Annotated in this window: 16 protein-coding genes; 12 read left to right on the top strand and 4 right to left on the bottom strand. The window is 67.1% G+C overall.

Going from position 1 to position 17,584, the window contains the following annotated elements; translation table 11 throughout:
- Positions 1–128: 128 nt before the first annotated feature.
- Both ACZ1JS_RS16895 and ACZ1JS_RS16890 read right to left on the bottom strand, forming a co-directional pair.
- Positions 129–929, bottom strand: coding sequence for an IclR family transcriptional regulator (locus ACZ1JS_RS16895; RefSeq protein WP_465167052.1), 801 nt, complete (start codon positions 927–929; stop codon positions 129–131).
- A 59-nt stretch (positions 930–988) separates the two neighbouring features.
- Positions 989–1,804 (bottom strand): class I SAM-dependent methyltransferase, encoded by an 816-nt coding sequence (locus ACZ1JS_RS16890; protein ID WP_465167051.1) that lies wholly within the window; start codon positions 1,802–1,804, stop codon positions 989–991.
- A gap of 366 nt (positions 1,805–2,170) precedes the next feature.
- Between ACZ1JS_RS16890 and ACZ1JS_RS16885 the strand changes: the two genes are divergently transcribed.
- From ACZ1JS_RS16885 to ACZ1JS_RS16840, 10 genes are all read left to right on the top strand, one after another.
- Positions 2,171–4,288 carry a TonB-dependent receptor gene (locus ACZ1JS_RS16885; RefSeq protein ID WP_465167050.1) on the top strand — a complete coding sequence of 706 codons (2,118 nt, stop codon included), beginning with the start codon at positions 2,171–2,173 and terminating at the stop codon, positions 4,286–4,288.
- Between the two features lie 69 nt (positions 4,289–4,357).
- Positions 4,358–6,523 (top strand): primosomal protein N', encoded by a 2,166-nt coding sequence (locus ACZ1JS_RS16880; protein WP_465167049.1) that lies wholly within the window; start codon positions 4,358–4,360, stop codon positions 6,521–6,523.
- 173 nt (positions 6,524–6,696) lie between these two features.
- Positions 6,697–8,244, top strand: a complete 1,548-nt coding sequence (locus tag ACZ1JS_RS16875) for a S1C family serine protease (protein ID WP_465167048.1) — start codon at positions 6,697–6,699, stop codon at positions 8,242–8,244.
- Between the two features lie 474 nt (positions 8,245–8,718).
- Positions 8,719–9,258: a F0F1 ATP synthase subunit delta gene (locus ACZ1JS_RS16870; RefSeq protein WP_465167047.1), complete on the top strand. Its 540-nt coding sequence runs from the start codon at positions 8,719–8,721 to the stop codon at positions 9,256–9,258.
- Positions 9,259–9,260: 2 nt separating this feature from the next.
- Positions 9,261–10,790 carry a F0F1 ATP synthase subunit alpha gene (gene atpA / locus ACZ1JS_RS16865; protein WP_345879634.1) on the top strand — a complete coding sequence of 510 codons (1,530 nt, stop codon included), beginning with the start codon at positions 9,261–9,263 and terminating at the stop codon, positions 10,788–10,790.
- A gap of 122 nt (positions 10,791–10,912) precedes the next feature.
- Complete coding sequence (locus ACZ1JS_RS16860; RefSeq protein WP_345879632.1) at positions 10,913–11,800, top strand: F0F1 ATP synthase subunit gamma; 888 nt, start codon at positions 10,913–10,915, stop codon at positions 11,798–11,800.
- A complete protein-coding gene (locus tag ACZ1JS_RS16855) occupies positions 11,797–12,375 on the top strand; it encodes a hypothetical protein (protein ID WP_465167046.1) in 579 nt (192 codons plus the stop codon). The genes ACZ1JS_RS16860 and ACZ1JS_RS16855 overlap by 4 nt, the downstream gene beginning before the upstream one ends.
- Entirely contained in the window at positions 12,375–13,847 is a 1,473-nt protein-coding gene (gene atpD, locus ACZ1JS_RS16850) for a F0F1 ATP synthase subunit beta (protein ID WP_056453217.1), read from the top strand. Before ACZ1JS_RS16855 ends, atpD begins: the two co-directional genes overlap by 1 nt.
- Positions 13,847–14,029: an eL24 family ribosomal protein gene (locus ACZ1JS_RS16845; protein ID WP_055758524.1), complete on the top strand. Its 183-nt coding sequence runs from the start codon at positions 13,847–13,849 to the stop codon at positions 14,027–14,029. The genes atpD and ACZ1JS_RS16845 overlap by 1 nt, the downstream gene beginning before the upstream one ends.
- Position 14,030: 1 nt before the next feature.
- Positions 14,031–14,282 (top strand): ATP synthase F1 subunit epsilon, encoded by a 252-nt coding sequence (locus ACZ1JS_RS16840; RefSeq protein WP_465167045.1) that lies wholly within the window; start codon positions 14,031–14,033, stop codon positions 14,280–14,282.
- Positions 14,283–14,588: 306 nt separating this feature from the next.
- On the opposite strand, the gene ACZ1JS_RS16835 is transcribed toward ACZ1JS_RS16840, so the two are convergent.
- A complete protein-coding gene (locus ACZ1JS_RS16835; protein ID WP_465167044.1) occupies positions 14,589–15,479 on the bottom strand; it encodes a tyrosine recombinase XerC in 891 nt (296 codons plus the stop codon).
- Positions 15,480–15,496: 17 nt separating this feature from the next.
- Positions 15,497–16,150, bottom strand: a complete 654-nt coding sequence (gene fsa / locus ACZ1JS_RS16830) for a fructose-6-phosphate aldolase (RefSeq protein ID WP_465167043.1) — start codon at positions 16,148–16,150, stop codon at positions 15,497–15,499.
- Positions 16,151–16,265: 115 nt separating this feature from the next.
- On the opposite strand from fsa, the gene ACZ1JS_RS16825 reads away from it, so the two are divergent.
- Together ACZ1JS_RS16825 and ACZ1JS_RS16820 are read left to right on the top strand one after the other, a co-directional pair.
- A complete protein-coding gene (locus ACZ1JS_RS16825; protein WP_465167042.1) occupies positions 16,266–17,234 on the top strand; it encodes an agmatine deiminase family protein in 969 nt (322 codons plus the stop codon).
- On the top strand, positions 17,231–17,581 hold the full coding sequence (locus ACZ1JS_RS16820; protein WP_465167041.1) for a DUF3147 family protein: 351 nt from the start codon (positions 17,231–17,233) through the stop codon (positions 17,579–17,581). Before ACZ1JS_RS16825 ends, ACZ1JS_RS16820 begins: the two co-directional genes overlap by 4 nt.
- Positions 17,582–17,584: the final 3 nt, after the last annotated feature.

Below are 17,584 nucleotides of genomic sequence, written 5' to 3'. Positions count from 1 at the left end.
CTCCCGGGACCCTGCCGTACCCCCGCGCAGGCGGGGATACGATAGGGCGGACTTTCGCAAAGGTCCCGCCTGCGCGGGAAGGACGGACATTCACGATCGTCGCCGAAGGTCGATCGACCCCGGCTCTCTCAGGGATGGTGGTCGTCGTCGACCAGTTGCGCCGAGATCCGCGCCGCCGCCGCCTGCACCGCCTCGGCCGCAGCGTCGATCGCATCGGGTTCGCCGAGCTTGGCCAGATAGGGCATGGTCAACGCCGCCGCCGCCGCGCCGCCGCGCAGGATCGGGGCCGACAGGTCGGTCACGCCGCTGACGAAGCGGCTGGGGATGCGTTCGACCGCACGCTGGCGGACGTCCTCGGCATGGGCGCGAAAGGCGGCCAGCGTCTCGGCATCGGGCTGCGGGTCGAGCAGCTTTTCCCAGCGGGCGCGGACATCGTCGGGCTGAAAGGCATAGAGTACCGCGCCCGACGCCGCCTGCAACAAGGGCCGACGATAGCCGACCCGCACCGAAAAGCCGAGCTGCTCGGCCGACTCCATCCGCGCGACCACGGCCATGTCGCCCATGGTATGCACCGCGACATGGCAGGACTGGCCGGTCTCCTGCGCCAGCCGCCGCATTTCGGGGAGTGCGACCTCGATCAGATAGCGGGTGCGCGGCTGGTTCATGCCGAGCGAGAACAGCCGATCGCTCAGGCTATAGCCTTCGCCCCCCGCTTCGGTCGTCAGATAGCCGCGATATTCGAGCACCTGCACCATGCGGAACAATTCGCCATGCGACCGCCCCAGCCGCTGCACGATCTGCGTCAGCGTCAGCGGCGTCGCGCAGCCGGCGAGCAGTTCCAGGATATCCAGCCCCTTTTCGAGCGCAGGCGCGCGATAGCGGCGATCGTCGTCGGTATCGGCGGCGGGGTCGGCGGCGTCGGTGGTCATGGCGACGACCTTCGTCGCAAATGCGATGCCGTGCAAGCCGATGCCGGAGCGGCGTCCGGTCAGAGGCGGTAGCGGGTCATCGCGATCCGCGGATAGAAATTCTGAAAGGCGCGAATGGCAAGCCGGCGCCCCCGCGACGGAGCGATGGCCCGGTCGAGCGCTTCCAGACCGTCGGCCCGACGTTGCGACCGACCGTTGGACGATGTCGCGATCGCCCCGACGCACAGGCTCCAATGCCCCTTGGGATGGGGATACAGGTCGATCGCGCAACGAACGACATCATAGCCCGCGGCTTGCAACAGATTGTGCAAGCTGGCGGGGGTGAAGAAGTTCACATGGGTCACCGGCTCGGACCTTGCCGGCAATTGCCGGTACATTTCATAGGGAACCTCGACATACAGGACGCCGTCGGCCGCGAGCGACCGTCGAAGCTCCTGCAGCGTTTCCAACGGATCGGGCAAATGCTCGACGACGTGGCTGCACAGGATCGCGTCGTAGCGATCCTGCGGGGGGATGCCGCGTTCGGTATCGGCGATCTTGCGTACGCCCGGAACGGGACGATCCGCATAGTCGACAAGGGCGCAATCGAACCCCCGATCCACGAATTTCTGCAGCAGGCGCCCGTCCCCCCCGCCGAAATCCAGCGCCGTCCGCGCCCCGTGCGAAAGGTGGCGCGACATGAGGCCAAATACCCGCCGGGCGCGCAGGGCCGTTCGTTCGGGGCGTTCCGACTTGCTGGGCGTCGCGTCACCCAAACCCCCGACATAGCTGTATTTGTCCGCAATATCCTGCGCGGTCGGCCTGGGTTCGTAGATCATCAGGCCACAATTGCTGCACGCGAGGAATTCGAACTGCGCCTCCGCTACGTCGGGCATCCACCGTTCGAACAATATCTGCAAGGCGGTCTTCGTCCAGCCGCGCGACCGTTCGATAGCATCCCGGCCGTAACGGCGATGCCCATAGGAACGGAAATCACGGACCTTACAAGTAGGACATATTACAGGACTTTGCATCGAACCGCCCGGATACGTTTCGGCAAGTAGAAAGGCAGGATCGACAGAGTCCATACTCAATAAGGTGTAGTGTATCCTGCCTCGGAACGGCGCAATGCGGGTGCCCGCGACCTGCACGCCGGTCCGGCCGCCTCCATGGCGCAAAAACGCTGCATCGCACAAAGCACTTGATACGTTGTATCATATTACGGTAGCGGCACGGTTCACTGTACATCGGAGTCGTAGCAAATGGTCCGTGCCGCCCTGTGGTTGTCGAGCGCCGCCCTGATCCTTCCCGCCGCCGCCTTTGCCCAGAGCGCGCCCGGGGCGGCGACCGGCGACGACTATCATCGAGATGCCCCGCCCGAGATCATCATCACCGCCCCCTATGCCCGCAACCAGGCCGATATCCTGTCGGGCACCAGCGTGCTGAGCGGCGAGGAACTGACCCGCGAACTGCGTCCGACCATCGGCGAAACGCTGGCGCGCCAGCCGGGCGTATCGGCGACCAGCTTCGGCCCCAACGCCTCGCGCCCGGTGCTGCGCGGCCTGCAGGGCGAACGGGTGCGCGTGCTGACCGACGGCATCGGCAGCTTCGACGTGTCGAACACCTCGGTCGACCATGCCGTCGCGATCAACCCGCTGACCGCCGACCGGATCGAGGTGCTGCGCGGGCCGTCGGCGCTGCTGTTCGGGTCGTCGGCGATCGGCGGCGTGGTGAACGTCATCGACAGCCGCATCCCGCGCCGGGTGCCGACCGAACCGATCCATGTCGATGCGATCGGCACCTATGGCACCGCCGCCAAGGAGCGCAGCGGCGCGGCGGCGGTCGATGTGCCGGTGACCGACAAGGTCGTGTTCCACCTCGACGGCACTTTCGGCCAGACCGACGATCTGCGCACCGGTGGCTATCTGCTGTCGCGGCCCTTGCGCGAACAGGCGGCGGCGAGCGACGAGGCAGAGGTGCGCGAGCTTGCCGACCTGCGCGGGCGGCTGCCCAATTCGCAGTCGCGGATGTGGGAAGTGGCCGGCGGCGCCGCGATCGTGACCGATACCGGCAATCTCGGCTTTTCGGTCAGCCATCTCGACAATCGCTACGGCGTGCCCGAACGGTTCGACGTCGCCGATCACGACCATGAAGGCGAAGCGGAGGGCGAGGAAGAGGGCCATGCCCATGAACAGGTGACGCTGCACGTCCGCCAGACCCGCGCCGACATGCGCGCCGAGGTGAATACCGGCGACGGCTTCGTCGAAAAGCTGCGCGTGCGCGGCGGCATCGCCAATTATCGCCACGACGAGATCGAGGACACCGGCGAGATCGGCACCAGCTTCTACAATCGCGGGCTGGAGGCGCGCGTCGAGGCGGTGCAGGCGGCACAGGGCGCATGGCGCGGCGCGTTCGGCGGGCAGATGTATATCCGCGACCTGAACATCGTCGGCGAAGAGAAATTCATTCCCAAGAGCGAGACGCAGCAATTCGGCCTGTTCACGCTCCAGTCGTTCGATCTGGGCGCGTTCCGGGCCGAGGCGGGCGGCCGCTACGAATATTCCACCGCCCGCGCCGCGGCCGATATCGATCTGGGCAACGACAATATCCGCCGTCGCTTCAACAGCTTTTCCGGCTCGCTCGGCGCCAGTGTCGGGCTGGCCGACAATGTCCGCTTCGGGCTGAACGCCAGCCATACCGAACGCGCGCCATCGGCCGAGGAACTGTTCGCCAACGGCCCGCACGCCGGCACCCAGGCGTTCGAGATCGGCAATCCGGGCTTTGCCAAGGAAATCAGCGACGGCCTCGAAGCGACGCTGAAGGGGTCGGGCGACGGCTACAGCTTCGGCCTGTCGGCCTATCACAACTGGTTCCGCAACTTCATCTACGAGAATCCGACCGGGGCCGAGCAGGACGAACTGCCCGTGTTCCAGTACAGCCAGGCCGATGCGCGGCTGTGGGGCTTCGAGGCGGAAGCGTCGGCGCGACTGGCGAAGATCGGCGAGACCGCGATCAATATCGACGGCCTTGCCGACTATACCCGCGCGACGATCGTCGATCGCGGCCCCGCCCCGCGCATCCCGCCGCTGCGCGTGCTGGGCGGCGTCGAGGCGCAGGGCCGGCTGGTGCAACTGCGCGGCGAGGTCGAACATGTGACCGCACAGGACCGTGTCGCCGACCTGGAGACGACGACGCCGGGCTATACGATGGTCAACGCGTCGGTCGCGCTGCGGCCGTTCGGCCAGGACAGCAAGACGACGTTCATGGTGTCGGCGAACAACCTCTTCGACGTCGAGGCGCGCCGCCATGCGAGCTTCCTCAAGGACTATGCGCCGCTCGCCGGGCGCGACATCCGGGTGACCGCGCGGCTGGCGCTGTAACCGCCTCCCGGCTTGCGGACGGGGCGTGATGGATTTCCATCCGCCCCCGCCCACCCTATCTAGCGCGCCATGTCCCGCGCCCGCGTTCTCCTGCTCAATGCCGCGCTCGGGCCGCTCGACTATCGCGTGCCGCACGGCATGACCGTCGAGCCCGGCTCGATCGTCACCGCCCCGTTGGGCCCCCGCCAGTTGCTGGGCGTGGTGTGGGATGCCGAGCGGCTGGCGACCGAAGAGGTCGGCGACAATCGGCTGCGCCCGTTGCTGGGCGTCGCCGACGTGCCGCCGATCGCCGCGCCCTTGCGCCGGCTGGTCGAATGGACGGCGGGCTATTATCTGGCCGCCCCCGCATCGGTGCTGCGCATGTGCCTCGCGTCGAACTCCGCGCTGGAGGGGGCGAAGCTCGCCATCGAATATCGCGCGACCGGCGAAGTGCCCGAGCGCATGACCCCGCAGCGGCAACAGGCGCTGGAGCGGATCGGCGAGCGGCGCGGGCTGGTCCGCGAACTGGCCGCGATCGCCGACGTGTCCGACGCGGTGATCCGCGGCCTCGTCAAGCTGGGCGCGATCGGGGCGGTGTCGGTCGATATCGACCAGCCCTATCCGACACCCGACCCCGACCATCACCGTCCCGAATTGTCCGCCGACCAGCGCGCGGCGGCGGACATGCTGACGGGGGCGGTCGATGCGCACGCCTTCCACCCCTTCCTGCTCGACGGCGTGACCGGATCGGGCAAGACCGAGGTCTATTTCGAAGCGGTGGCGGCGGCGATCCGCCAGAACCGACAGGTGCTGGTGCTGCTGCCCGAAATCGCGCTGACCGAACCCTTCCTGAAACGCTTCACCGCGCGCTTCGGCTGCGAGCCGGTGCCGTGGCACAGCGACCTGCGATCGACGCAGCGCCGCCGGGCATGGCGCGCCATCGCCAGCGGCCAGGCGAAGGTCGTGGTCGGCGCGCGCTCGGCGCTGTTCCTGCCCTATGCCGATCTCGGCCTGATCGTCGTCGACGAGGCGCACGAAACCAGCTTCAAGCAGGAAGAGGGCGTCCATTATCACGCCCGCGACGTGGCGGTGATGCGCGGGCTGTTCGAGAAATGCCCGGTGATCCTCGCCAGCGCGACCCCGGCGATCGAGACGCGGCAACAGGTCGCGCAGGGCCGCTATACCGAGGTCAAGCTGCCCGGCCGCTATGGCAAGGCGCAACTGCCCACGATCGAGGCGATCGACCTGATCGAGCAACCGCCCGAACGCGGTCGCTGGATCGCGGCGCCGCTGGTCAAGGCGATCGACGAGACGCTGGCGCGCCGCGAACAGGCGTTGCTGTTCCTCAACCGGCGCGGCTATGCGCCGCTGACGCTGTGCCGGTCGTGCGGGCATCGCTTCCAATGCCCCAATTGCACCGCGTGGATGGTCGAGCACCGGCTCATCCACCGGCTGTCCTGCCATCATTGCGGCCATGTCATCCCCACCCCGCGCGCCTGCCCCGAATGCCAGGCGGAGGATGCGCTGGTCGCCTGCGGCCCCGGGGTCGAGCGCATCGCCGACGAAGCCGCCGCGCTATGGCCGACGGCAAAGATCGCGATCGTCACCTCCGACACCATCTGGTCCCCGGCCCAGGCGGCGGAGTTTGTGGGTCGGATGGAGGCGGGCGATATCGACATCGTCGTCGGCACGCAGCTGGTGACCAAGGGCTATCACTTTCCCAACCTGACCTGTGTCGGGGTGATCGACGCCGATCTGGGGTTGCAGGGCGGCGACCTGCGCGCGTCCGAACGCACCTTTCAACAGATCGCGCAGGTCGCGGGCCGGGCCGGACGCGGGACCAAGCCCGGCCATGTCTATATCCAGACGACCCAGCCCAATGCTTCGGTGATGCAGGCGCTGATCTCGGGCGATGCCGACAGCTTCTATGCCGCCGAGACCGAAGCGCGGCGCGAGGCGGAGGTGCCGCCCTTCGGCCGCTATGCCGCGATCATCGTGTCGTCGGAGGACAAGGCCGCCGCCGAGGCGACCGCCCGCGCGATCGGCCGTGCCGCGCCGCAGGTCGATGGCTGCCATGTCTATGGCCCCGCCCCCGCCCCGCTGGCGATGCTGCGCGGCCGGCATCGTTTCCGCCTGCTGGTCCATGCCACCCGCGCGCTCGACGTGCAGGATGTGCTGCGCGACTGGTTGGACGGCGTCGAATGGGGACCGAAGGTCCGCGTCGCGGTCGACGTCGATCCGTACAGTTTCGTTTAGGACGCCGAGCCGCAGCCATTCCGTACCCCCGCGCAGGCGGGGGTCCAGAGCCAGGCAGAACAACGGCTTGCGTATGTGGTCTGGATCCCCGCCTGCGCGGGGATACGCCTTGTGAAGTCGACGCGCCGCACCCCCTTGCCCCCGGCACCGCTTTGCCCGAAACGGCAGCGGTCATGGTTACCAACGCGAACCCGTTCCCGCGACTGCTGACGCTCTGGCTGGCGGCGCTTGCCGCTTTGCTGGTCCTGTCCGCCCCCGCCCGCGCCGACGACGTGTCGGCGGCGGCGCGCGGGGTCGTGCGCGTCGTCGTCATCGCCACGGTCGATGGCGAGATGGTCGATGTCGAACACGGCACCGGCTTTGCGGTCGCGCCCAATCGCGTCGTCACCAACGCGCATGTCGTCGAACTGATGGAACGCTATCCCGGCGATACCGTCGTCGGCGTCGTCCCGTCCGAAGGCGACCGGTCGTTCGAAGGGCGCGTGGTGCGCATCGACAAGTCGCGCGACCTCGCGCTGATCGAGGTGAGCGGCGTCCGCCTGCCGCCGCTCACCCTCTATACCGGCGGCGTCGGCGAAGGCGACGCGGCGATCGCGCTCGGCTATCCCGGCAATGTCGACCTCGCCACCGCACGGTCGGTCGACGATTTCGTCACGCCGACCGCGCCGGTCCGCTCGCAGGGCGTGCTGTCGGGCAATCGTCGGCTGGAGGGGACGGCGGTGCTGGTCCACACCGCCAACATCGCGCGCGGCAATTCGGGCGGGCCGCTGCTCGACGCTTGCGGCCGGGTGCTGGGCGTGAATTCGGCGCTGACCCGCGGCGAGGAGGGCGATGCCAGCTTCGCCTTCGCCATTTCGGACGGCGAACTGATCGCGTTCCTGCGCGAGGCGGAGCAGCCGGTCTCCACCATCGCCACCCCGTGCCTGACGCTGGCCGATGCCGATGCCCGCGACCGCGCCGATGCCGAACGCCAGAGCGTCGAGGACCGCGAACGCGCCCGCGCCGCCGCCGAACGCGCGCGCGAGGAACGCGCGACCGCGCTCGAACAGGCACGCGCGGACAATGCCGAGACGCGCGAGAACATGATCGCCGCCGCCGCGCTGCTGCTGGCGCTCTCGGTGCTGGCGACGGGCGGGGCCGGGCTGTTGCTGACGCGTGGGCAGAAACGCGAGGCGAAGTTCGCTGCGATCGGTGGCGCCGTGCTGTTCGTCGGTGCGATCGCGACCTTCCTGCTCCGGCCCGATTTCGATCCGGCCTCGATCGCGTCCGCCGACGAATTGGGCAATACCGCCGCGACCCGCGTCACGCCGCTGTCGGGGCCGCTCGAATGCACGCTGGTGCCCGAACGCAGCCGGATCATCCTGTCGCCGGTCGAAACCGTCCGCTTCGACTGGCGCGCCGATGGCTGCATGAACGGCCGCACCCAATATGCCGAGGCGCCGGGCGGCGGCTGGGAACGCATCCTCGTCCCGAACGAAGACGCGACCGTATCGGTGCTGCGCTTCGATCCGGTCAGCGGCAGCTACACCAACAGTCGCTATCTCCTGTCCGCCGAATCGATGGACCGTGCCCGAACGCTGCGCGGACAAGTCCAGCAAAAGGCATGTGCCGCCGACACCGGCGCACGCGCCGCGCTGGCCACGCAGCAATCGGCGATTCGCACCTCGCTGCCGCAACAGGTCAACGAACGGCTGGTCTATCGCTGCACGGCGGCAAAGTAGACTAAGGGGGTTTCATGCGAAGGCGCGGAGCGGTCGCATCGAGGGTGGTACTTGGTCGCCACAACGTCACCCCAGCGAAGGCCGGGGTCTCCCTCGGTTAACGCTACGTGCCATTACCATGAGATCCCTGCCTTCGCTGGGATGACCTTTGTTGCGAACAGGAAGGATCAGATCCTCCTTCGGCTCTTCGCGCCTTCGCGTGAACCGGATCTGCTTCCTGCTTCGGCTGCATCACCCCCCGTTCAGCTTCGGCACGAATCGCATTGCGCCGCATCCTTGCCGCAAAGCTTGCGAAATCGTGACACCGATGCTAGCGGCCCCACGACCCATCGGGGGCGCATGGGCCGGTCAGCGGCGCGACACTTGTTCGCGACGGCGGTTGGGAATGCGGCCCCCTTTCATGCATGGGACGATGAATTGACCCCTGACAAGGACGCGCGCGTGGAGACATCCAGCGGAACTACTGGCGGTGGCATGATCCAGGCGAGCCTGGGTGGCCGCTATGCGACCGCGCTGTTTGACCTCGCCCAGCAACAGGGCCAGCTTACCGCGGTCGAATCGAGCCTGAAGACGCTGTCGACCGGCATCGCCGAATCGGCCGATCTCGCCGCGCTGGTGAAGAGCCCGCTGATCGGTCGCGCCGATGCCGCGCGCACCATCACCGCGCTGGTGCCGGTGCTGGGCCTCGACCCGCTGACCGCCAATTTCCTCGGCGTGCTGGCGCAGAATCGTCGTCTGGGCGATCTGCCCGCGATCATCCGCGCCTTTCGCGAACTGGCGGCGCGCAGCCGTGGCGAGACCAATGCAGAGGTCGTCTCGGCGCATCCGCTCGACGATTCGCAGGTCGACGCGCTGCGCCAGCAGCTGCGCCACCGGGTCGGTCGCGACGTCGCGATCGACCTGAAGGTCGACCCCACTCTCCTTGGCGGACTGGTCGTGAAGATCGGCAGCCAGATGATCGATAGCTCGATCAAGACCCGACTGAACATGCTCGCGCACGCGATGAAAGGCTGAACATGGATATCCGCGCCGCAGAAATCTCGAAGGTCATCCGCGACCAGATCGCCAATTTCGGCACCGAAGCGCAGGTTTCGGAAGTCGGACAGGTGCTGTCGGTCGGTGACGGCATCGCCCGCATCCACGGGCTCGACAACGTCCAGGCGGGCGAAATGGTCGAGTTCGGTGGCGGCATCCAGGGCATGGCGCTGAACCTCGAAGCCGACAATGTCGGCGTCGTGATCTTCGGCTCGGACTCGTCGATCCGCGAAGGCGACACCGTCAAGCGCACCGGCACCATCGTCGACGTTCCGGTTGGCAAGGGCCTGCTGGGTCGCGTCGTCGACGGTCTCGGCAACCCGATCGACGGCAAGGGCCCGATCGTGTCCGAACAGCGCGCCCGCGTCGACGTGAAGGCGCCGGGCATCATCCCGCGTCAGTCGGTCAGCGAGCCGATGCAGTCGGGTCTGAAGGCGATCGACGCGCTCGTGCCGGTCGGCCGTGGCCAGCGCGAACTGATCATCGGCGATCGTCAGACCGGCAAGTCGGCGGTGGCGATCGACACCTTCATCAACCAGAAGACGGCGAACGCCGGCTCGGATGAATCGAAGAAGCTGTACTGCGTCTATGTCGCCGTCGGCCAGAAGCGCTCGACCGTCGCGCAACTGGTGCGCACGCTCGAAGAAAATGGCGCGATGGAATATTCGATCGTCGTCGCCGCGACCGCGTCGGACCCCGCTCCGCTCCAGTATCTGGCGCCGTACACCGGCACCGCGATGGGCGAATATTTCCGCGACAACGGCATGCACGGCCTGATCGTGTTCGACGATCTGTCGAAGCAGGCGGTCGCCTATCGTCAGATGTCGCTGCTGCTGCGCCGTCCGCCGGGCCGCGAAGCCTATCCGGGCGACGTGTTCTATCTGCACAGCCGCCTGCTGGAGCGCGCCGCCAAGATGTCGGACGCCAATGGCGGCGGTTCGCTGACCGCGCTGCCGATCATCGAAACCCAGGCGGGCGACGTGTCGGCCTACATCCCGACCAACGTGATCTCGATCACCGACGGCCAGATCTTCCTCGAAACCGACCTGTTCTTCGCCGGCATCCGTCCCGCGATCAACGTCGGCCTCTCGGTCAGCCGCGTCGGTTCGGCCGCGCAGACCAAGGCGATGAAGAAGGTCGCCGGCAGCATCAAGCTGGAGCTGGCCCAGTATCGCGAAATGGCCGCCTTCGCGCAGTTCGGCTCGGACCTTGATGCCTCGACGCAGAAGCTGCTGAACCGCGGCGCGCGCCTGACCGAACTGCTCAAGCAGGCGCAGTTCTCGCCGATGCCGTTCGAGGAACAGGTCGCGTCGATCTTCGCCGGCACCCAGGGCTATCTCGATCAGGTCGCGGTGAACGACGTGACCCGCTACGAGCAGGCGATGCTCGCCGACCTGAAGGCGAACCACCCGCAGGTGCTCGCCAAGATCCGCGATACCAAGGATCTGGGCGACGAGGCGAAGTCGGGCCTGAAGGCCGCGCTCGACCAGTTCGCAAAGAACTTCGCATAAGCAAAAGCCCTCTCCCCTTCAGGGGAGAGGGTTGGGAGAGGGGAAGAGCGGAACGGCCGAAGTTGCCACTCCCGCTCTTCCCCACCCTCTCCGTGCAAGCCGGGAGGGAGTAGGGAAGACAAATGGCTAGTCTCAAGGCCCTGAAACTGCGCATCGGCTCGGTGAAGTCGACGCAGAAGATCACCAAGGCGATGAAGATGGTCGCCGCCGCCAAGCTGCGCCGTGCGCAGGAGGCGGCCGAGGCCGGTCGTCCCTATGCGAGCCGCGTCGAACAGGTCGTCGCCAGCCTCGCCAGCAAGGTGCAGGTCACCGAAGGTAGCTCGCCGCTCCTCGCCGGTACCGGCAGCGATCAGGTGCATCTGTTCGTCGTCGCGACCTCGGACAAGGGGCTGGCCGGCGCGTTCAATTCGAACATCGCCCGTCTGGCCCGCCGCCGTGCGCTCGAGCTTCAGGAGCAGGGCAAGACCGTCAAGTTCCTGACGATCGGTCGCAAGGGCCGCGCGGTGCTAGCGCGTCAGTTCCGCGACGGATTCGTCCATGCGGTAGAACCCGGCGATCTGGGCAAGCTGACCTTCGCCGATGCGAAGGGCTATGCCGACGACCTGATCCGCCGCTTCGAAGCGGGCGAATTCGACGTCGCGCACCTGTTCTATGCAACCTTCAAGACGGTGCTGACGCAGGAACCCACGGAACAGCAACTGATTCCGGTCAAGATTCCGACCCCGTCCGTGGCAACTTCGCAACCTTCCGCCGACGCGGTCGTCGAATATGAGCCGAGCGAGGAAGCGATCCTCGACAGCCTGTTGCCGACCAATATCGCGGTGCAGATCTACCGCGCGATCCGCGAAAACGCGGCATCGGAACAGGGTTCGAAGATGACGGCGATGGACAATGCCACGCGCAATGCCGGCGACCTCATCAACCGTCTGACGATCGAATATAACCGCACCCGTCAGGCCGCGATCACGACCGAGCTGGTCGAAATCATCTCGGGCGCCGAAGCGCTGTGATCCGCGGTGCCGTCCTGCTGGCGCTCGTCGCCATGCTGGCCGGCTGTGGTCAGCCAGCTGCCGACAAGGCGGCGGAGCGTCCGCGCGCGACGCCGACGCCCTTCGTCACCGGCGGCTGGGCAACGGTGTTCGGCGATGCGCCGAAGACGATCGAGCTGCTGAACGGCATGGGCTTCCGCCTGTCGCCATACGCCGCGGCCGAGGGCGGGATGAAGGCGACGGCACAGCCGACGCCGATGGCCGATCCGTCGATCAAGCCGGTCAATACCGCCAATCTGACGGTGACCGGCGATGCGCAGCGGATCGACAAGTTCGCCTTCTCGCTCGACATCGTGAACCTCGATTCCAGCCCGTTTGCGAAGGAACAGTTCGCCCGCTGGGTCGACCGCCCGCTCGCCAGCCTCGGCCTGCCCGGCCGCGAGGAAGTGAAGCGCGGCATCATGACCGAGAGCCCGACATCGGCTAAGGTCGCCGGTGCCGATTATCAGATTACCCGTACTCCGATCGACGGCGGACGCCGCCTGATCGTGACCTTTACCCGCCCCGCGACGGGGACCGAACCGAGGAAGCAGTGATGGCAACCGCCGCAGACACCTACGCGCCCCAGGGCAGCACCAACAATACCGGCCGGATCGCGCAGGTCATCGGCGCCGTCGTCGACGTCGCATTCGACGGCGAACTGCCGGCCATCCTGTCGGCGCTCGAAACCGACAATAACGGCAACCGCCTCGTCCTCGAAGTCGCACAGCATCTGGGCGAGAACACCGTCCGCACCATCGCGATGGACGCGACCGAAGGTCTGACCCGGGGTCAGGCGGTGCGCGACACCGGATCGCAGATCCGCGTGCCGGTCGGTCCCAAGACGCTCGGCCGCATTCTGAACGTCGTCGGCGAGCCGATCGACGAGCGTGGCCCGGTCGGCGCCGAAACCACCGCCCCGATTCACGCATCGGCGCCGCTGTTCGTCGACCAGTCGACCGAAAGCGCGATCCTCGTCACCGGCATCAAGGTCATCGACCTGCTCGCCCCGTACGCGAAGGGCGGCAAGATCGGCCTGTTCGGCGGCGCGGGCGTCGGCAAGACGGTGCTGATCCAGGAACTGATCAACAACATCGCGAAGGGCCATGGCGGCACGTCGGTATTCGCGGGCGTCGGTGAGCGCACCCGCGAAGGCAACGACCTGTACCACGAATTCCTCGACGCGGGCGTCATCGCCAAGGATGCCGATGGCAATCCGACCAGCGAGGGATCGAAGGTCGCGCTGGTCTATGGTCAGATGAACGAGCCGCCGGGCGCGCGTGCCCGCGTCGCGCTGTCGGGCCTGACCATCGCCGAATATTTCCGCGACGTCGAAGGCCAGGACGTGCTGTTCTTCGTCGACAACATCTTCCGCTTCACCCAGGCGGGTTCGGAAGTGTCGGCGCTGCTCGGTCGCATCCCGTCGGCGGTGGGCTATCAGCCGACGCTGTCGACCGACATGGGCGCGCTGCAGGAACGCATCACCTCGACCAACAAGGGCTCGATCACCTCGGTGCAGGCGATCTACGTCCCCGCCGACGACTTGACCGATCCGGCGCCGGCGACGTCGTTCGCCCACCTCGACGCGACGACCGTGCTCAACCGCGCGATCTCGGAACTCGGCATTTATCCGGCGGTCGATCCGCTCGATTCGACCAGCCGCGTTCTGGAACCGCGTACCGTCGGTCAGGAGCATTACGACACGGCGCGCGCCGTGCAGTCGCTGCTCCAGCGCTACAAGTCGCTGCAGGACATCATCGCCATCCTCGGCATGGACGAACTGTCGGAAGAGGATAAGGTCACGGTCGCCCGCGCCCGCAAGATCCAGAAATTCCTCAGCCAGCCGTTCCACGTCGCCGAAGTTTTCACCGGCATCAGCGGCAAGTTCGTCGCGCTGGAAGACACGGTGAAGTCGTTCAAGGCGGTCGTCGAAGGCGAATATGACCACCTGCCGGAATCGGCCTTCTACATGGTCGGCGGCATCGACGAAGTCGTCGCCAAGGCGCAGAAGATGGCGCAGGACGCCTGATGACGGCGCTGCGCCGCGAGGATGCCGTGAACGACGTCTGTCCCTGGTCGGCCAAGCCGATCAGCGACGACGCCCTGACGGTGTATCGCGGCGCGGTGGTCGGCTTCTGCAATCCCGGCTGCCGGGACAAGTTCGATGCGGCCACCGCCGCGTTCGACCGCGCGATTGAAACGAGACCCTGACATGCTGCACTTCGAACTCGTGACCCCCGAAAAGCTGGTGCGGTCGGAATCGGTCTACATGGTCACCGTACCGGGCACCGAAGGCGACTTCGGCGTGCTGGAGGGCCATGCGCCGTTCATGTCGACGATCCGCGATGGCGACCTGCTGGTCCAGCGGAACGAAAAGGGCGAGGCCGAGCGGATCGCGATCCGTGGCGGGTTCGCCGAGGTAACGCCCAAGGGGCTGACGATCCTCGCCGAACAAGCCGGCTGATCGACGACTCCTTGCGTTCCACAAGACGCCGCGCCGGACCGAGGTTCGGCGCGGCGTTTTTGTTTCGGGACAAGTAGGTGTTCCCGTCACCCCGGACTCGATCGGGAACTCTGCGAACGTCGCTCCTTGTACCCCGGCGAAGGCCGGGGCCCAGTTGGGAAGGTTTCGCCGTATCTCACTAACGTCGCCCAACTGGACCCCGGCCTTCGCCGGGGTACGGAAGGCTTCAAGCAATCACGCGACTTTCTCGGAGATCTCGATCAAGTCCGGGGTAATTTCGGAAGGGGGAAGCGCAACCACGTCACCCTACCCATGCGGGTGCGCATTCCGATACACATCGAGCAAATGCGCCGCGTCGACCGCGGTGTAGATCTGCGTCGAGGACAGGCTGGCATGGCCCAGCAACGCCTGTAGCGAGCGCAGATCGGCGCCGCGCCCGAGCAGATGCGTAGCAAAGCTGTGGCGCAGCGCATGCGGCGTGGTGCGGTCGCTCAGCCCCAGCCGTCCCCGCGCCGCGCGGACCGATCGGCGGATCACGCCGGCCGACAATGGCCCACCCTTCGCCCCGCGAAACAACGGGGCATCGCGCCCCGTGCCCCAGGGTTGCTGCGCGACATAGGCGTCGATCGCGGCGCGGACCGGGGGCAGCAGCGGCACGACCCGCGTCTTGTCGCGCTTGCCGGTGACCATGATCGTTTCGCCCAGCGGCAGGATCGCACCGGTCAGCGACAGCGCCTCGCCGATGCGCAGCCCCGCGCCGTAAAGCAGCAGCAAGACGGCCCAGTCGCGCGCGCCGATCCATGGTTCGGCAGCCTCGTCGGCGACGTCCTCGGCCAGCGCGACCGCTTCGTCGGGGGATATCGGCCGCGGTATGCCCTTTCCGGTGCGCGGACCCCGCAGGCGGGGGGCGTCGATGTCGAGAAAGTCGAGAAAGGCGCGCACCGCCGACAATTCGCGTGCGGCGGACGTATTGGCGAGGCCGTCCTCGCGCCGACGGGCGAGGAAGGCGCGCAGGTCGGTCGCGCCGATCCGACCCAAGGCAGCGGCATCGACCGCCCCGCCCCAATGGCCCTGCAGAAAGGCGATCAGCCGCTCGGCGGTCGCGGTATAGGCGCGCACGGTATGCGCCGATCGCCGCCGGTCGCGCGAGAGATGGGTGGCGAAGGCGAGTGGCAGGGGCTGCGTCAGTTGGTCCATTGCAGCCCCCGCGTCGATCAGCCGATCGTCTGGCCCGACTTGGCCCAGTCGGCCATGAAGCCTTCGATCCCCTTGTCGGTCAGCGGATGCTTGACCAGCGCGCGGATGACCGAGGGGGGCGCGGTCATCACGTCCGCGCCGAGCTTGGCGGATTCGAGGACATGGACCGGGTGGCGGACGCTGGCGACGAGGATTTCGGTGCCGAAATCGTAATTGTCGTAGATCAGGCGGATATCGCTGATGAGGCCCATGCCGTCGAAACCGATATCGTCGTGGCGGCCGACGAAGGGCGAGACGAAGGTCGCGCCGGCCTTTGCCGCCAGCAGCGCCTGATTGGCGGAGAAGCACAGGGTGACGTTGACCATCGTGCCGTCGTCGGTCAGCGCCTTGCAGGTCTTCAGCCCATCGATCGTCAACGGCACCTTCACCGCGACATTGTCGGCCAGTTTGCGCAGGATCTCCGCCTCGCGCATCATGCCTTCATGGTCGAGCGCCACGACCTCGGCCGAAACCGGCCCCGGCGTGATCGAGCAGATTTCGCGTACGACCTCGAGGAAGTCGCGGCCCGATTTGTGGATCAGCGACGGGTTGGTGGTGACGCCGTCGAGCAGGCCGGTTTCGGCCAGTTCGCGAATGTCGTTGGTATCGGCGGTATCGACGAAGAATTTCATGGGACTCGGTTCCTGCGCGGGCCGTGAAGGAGATGCCGCCCCATCGCTCATCGGCGCGGCGGGAGCAAGATCGCGGGTCTTTTCCTGTGGGCCGCGATCCATTATCTGCGCGCGCATGACTGCGCCGCAACCCGAATGGGCCCCCCACGCCGCCGTATGGATCGGCTATCCCAGCCATGCCGAATTGTGGCTGGAGGACCTCGACCCCGCCCGTGACGAAGTCGTCGCCTTTGCCCGGGCCGTCCATGCAGAGGGACGCGGCGAGACGGTGATCCTGGTCGCCGCGACGGTCGAGGCGGCCGACGACGCGCGCGCGCGTGCCCCCTTTGCCGAGGTGACGATGGAGCCGTTCGGCGACATCTGGCTGCGCGACACCGGCCCGATCATCGGCGGCGACGGCACGGCGCACCGGTTCGGCTTCAACGGCTGGGGCGGCAAATACGACCTGCCCGGCGACGACGATATCGGCCTGCGCCTCGCGCGCGGGCGGGACATGGCGGTCGCCGAACATGACTGGATCGTCGAGGGCGGCGCGATCGATGGCGACGGCACCGGGCTGGTGGTGACGACCGAGCAATGCCTGCTGAACCCCAATCGCAACACCGGCTTCTACAAGACGGCGGCGGAAACGCGGTTGCGCGAGGATCTGGGCTATGACCGCGTCCTGTGGCTGGGCGACGGGCTGCTCAACGACCATACCGATGGCCATGTCGACAACCTCGCCCGCTTCGTCGGCCCGAACCGGCTGGCGATCCCGCAGGCGGCAGAGAACGATCCGAACTGGCGCATCTATCAGGATGCGGCGGCACGGGCGAAGGCGTTCGGCGTCGAGGTCGTGCTGGTTCCCTCCCCCGGTCGCGTGCTGTCGCCTGAAGAAGAGATCATTCCCGGCAGCCATATGAATTTCTATATCGGCAATGCGGCGGTGGTCGTGCCGCTGTACGGCACCGGAACCGACGATGCGGCCATCGCCGCCTTCGCCGAAATCTTCCCCGATCGTCAGGTCGTGGGGCTGCGCGCCGATCACATCCTGACCGGCGGCGGCAGCTTCCACTGCATCAGCCAACAGATTCCGGCGGCTTGATCGCGTTCGTCGTCCGCGCCGCGCTGTCGGGGCTGATCGTCGCGGCGGTCGCGTTGATCGCGCGGCGTAATCCGGCGGCGGGGGCGCTGGTCGCCTCGCTGCCTTTGGTGTCGCTGCTCGGCATGATCTGGCTGTGGCGCGACACCGGCGACGCGATGCGGCTGGCCGATCATGCGGAGGCGACCTTCTGGTATGTGCTGCCCTCGCTGCCCCTGTTCCTGATCGTGCCCGCGCTGCTGCGGCATGGCATCCCGTTCTGGTGGGCATTGCTCGCGGGTTGCGGTGTCACGATCCTGCTGTATCTGGCCACTATCCCCGTCGCCGCCCGCTTCGGCGTAACGCTGTAGGAC

It is taken from the genome of Sphingomonas sp. BL-S-05 (assembly GCF_055521695.1).
This window is presented reverse-complemented; position numbering and strand designations above follow the sequence as displayed.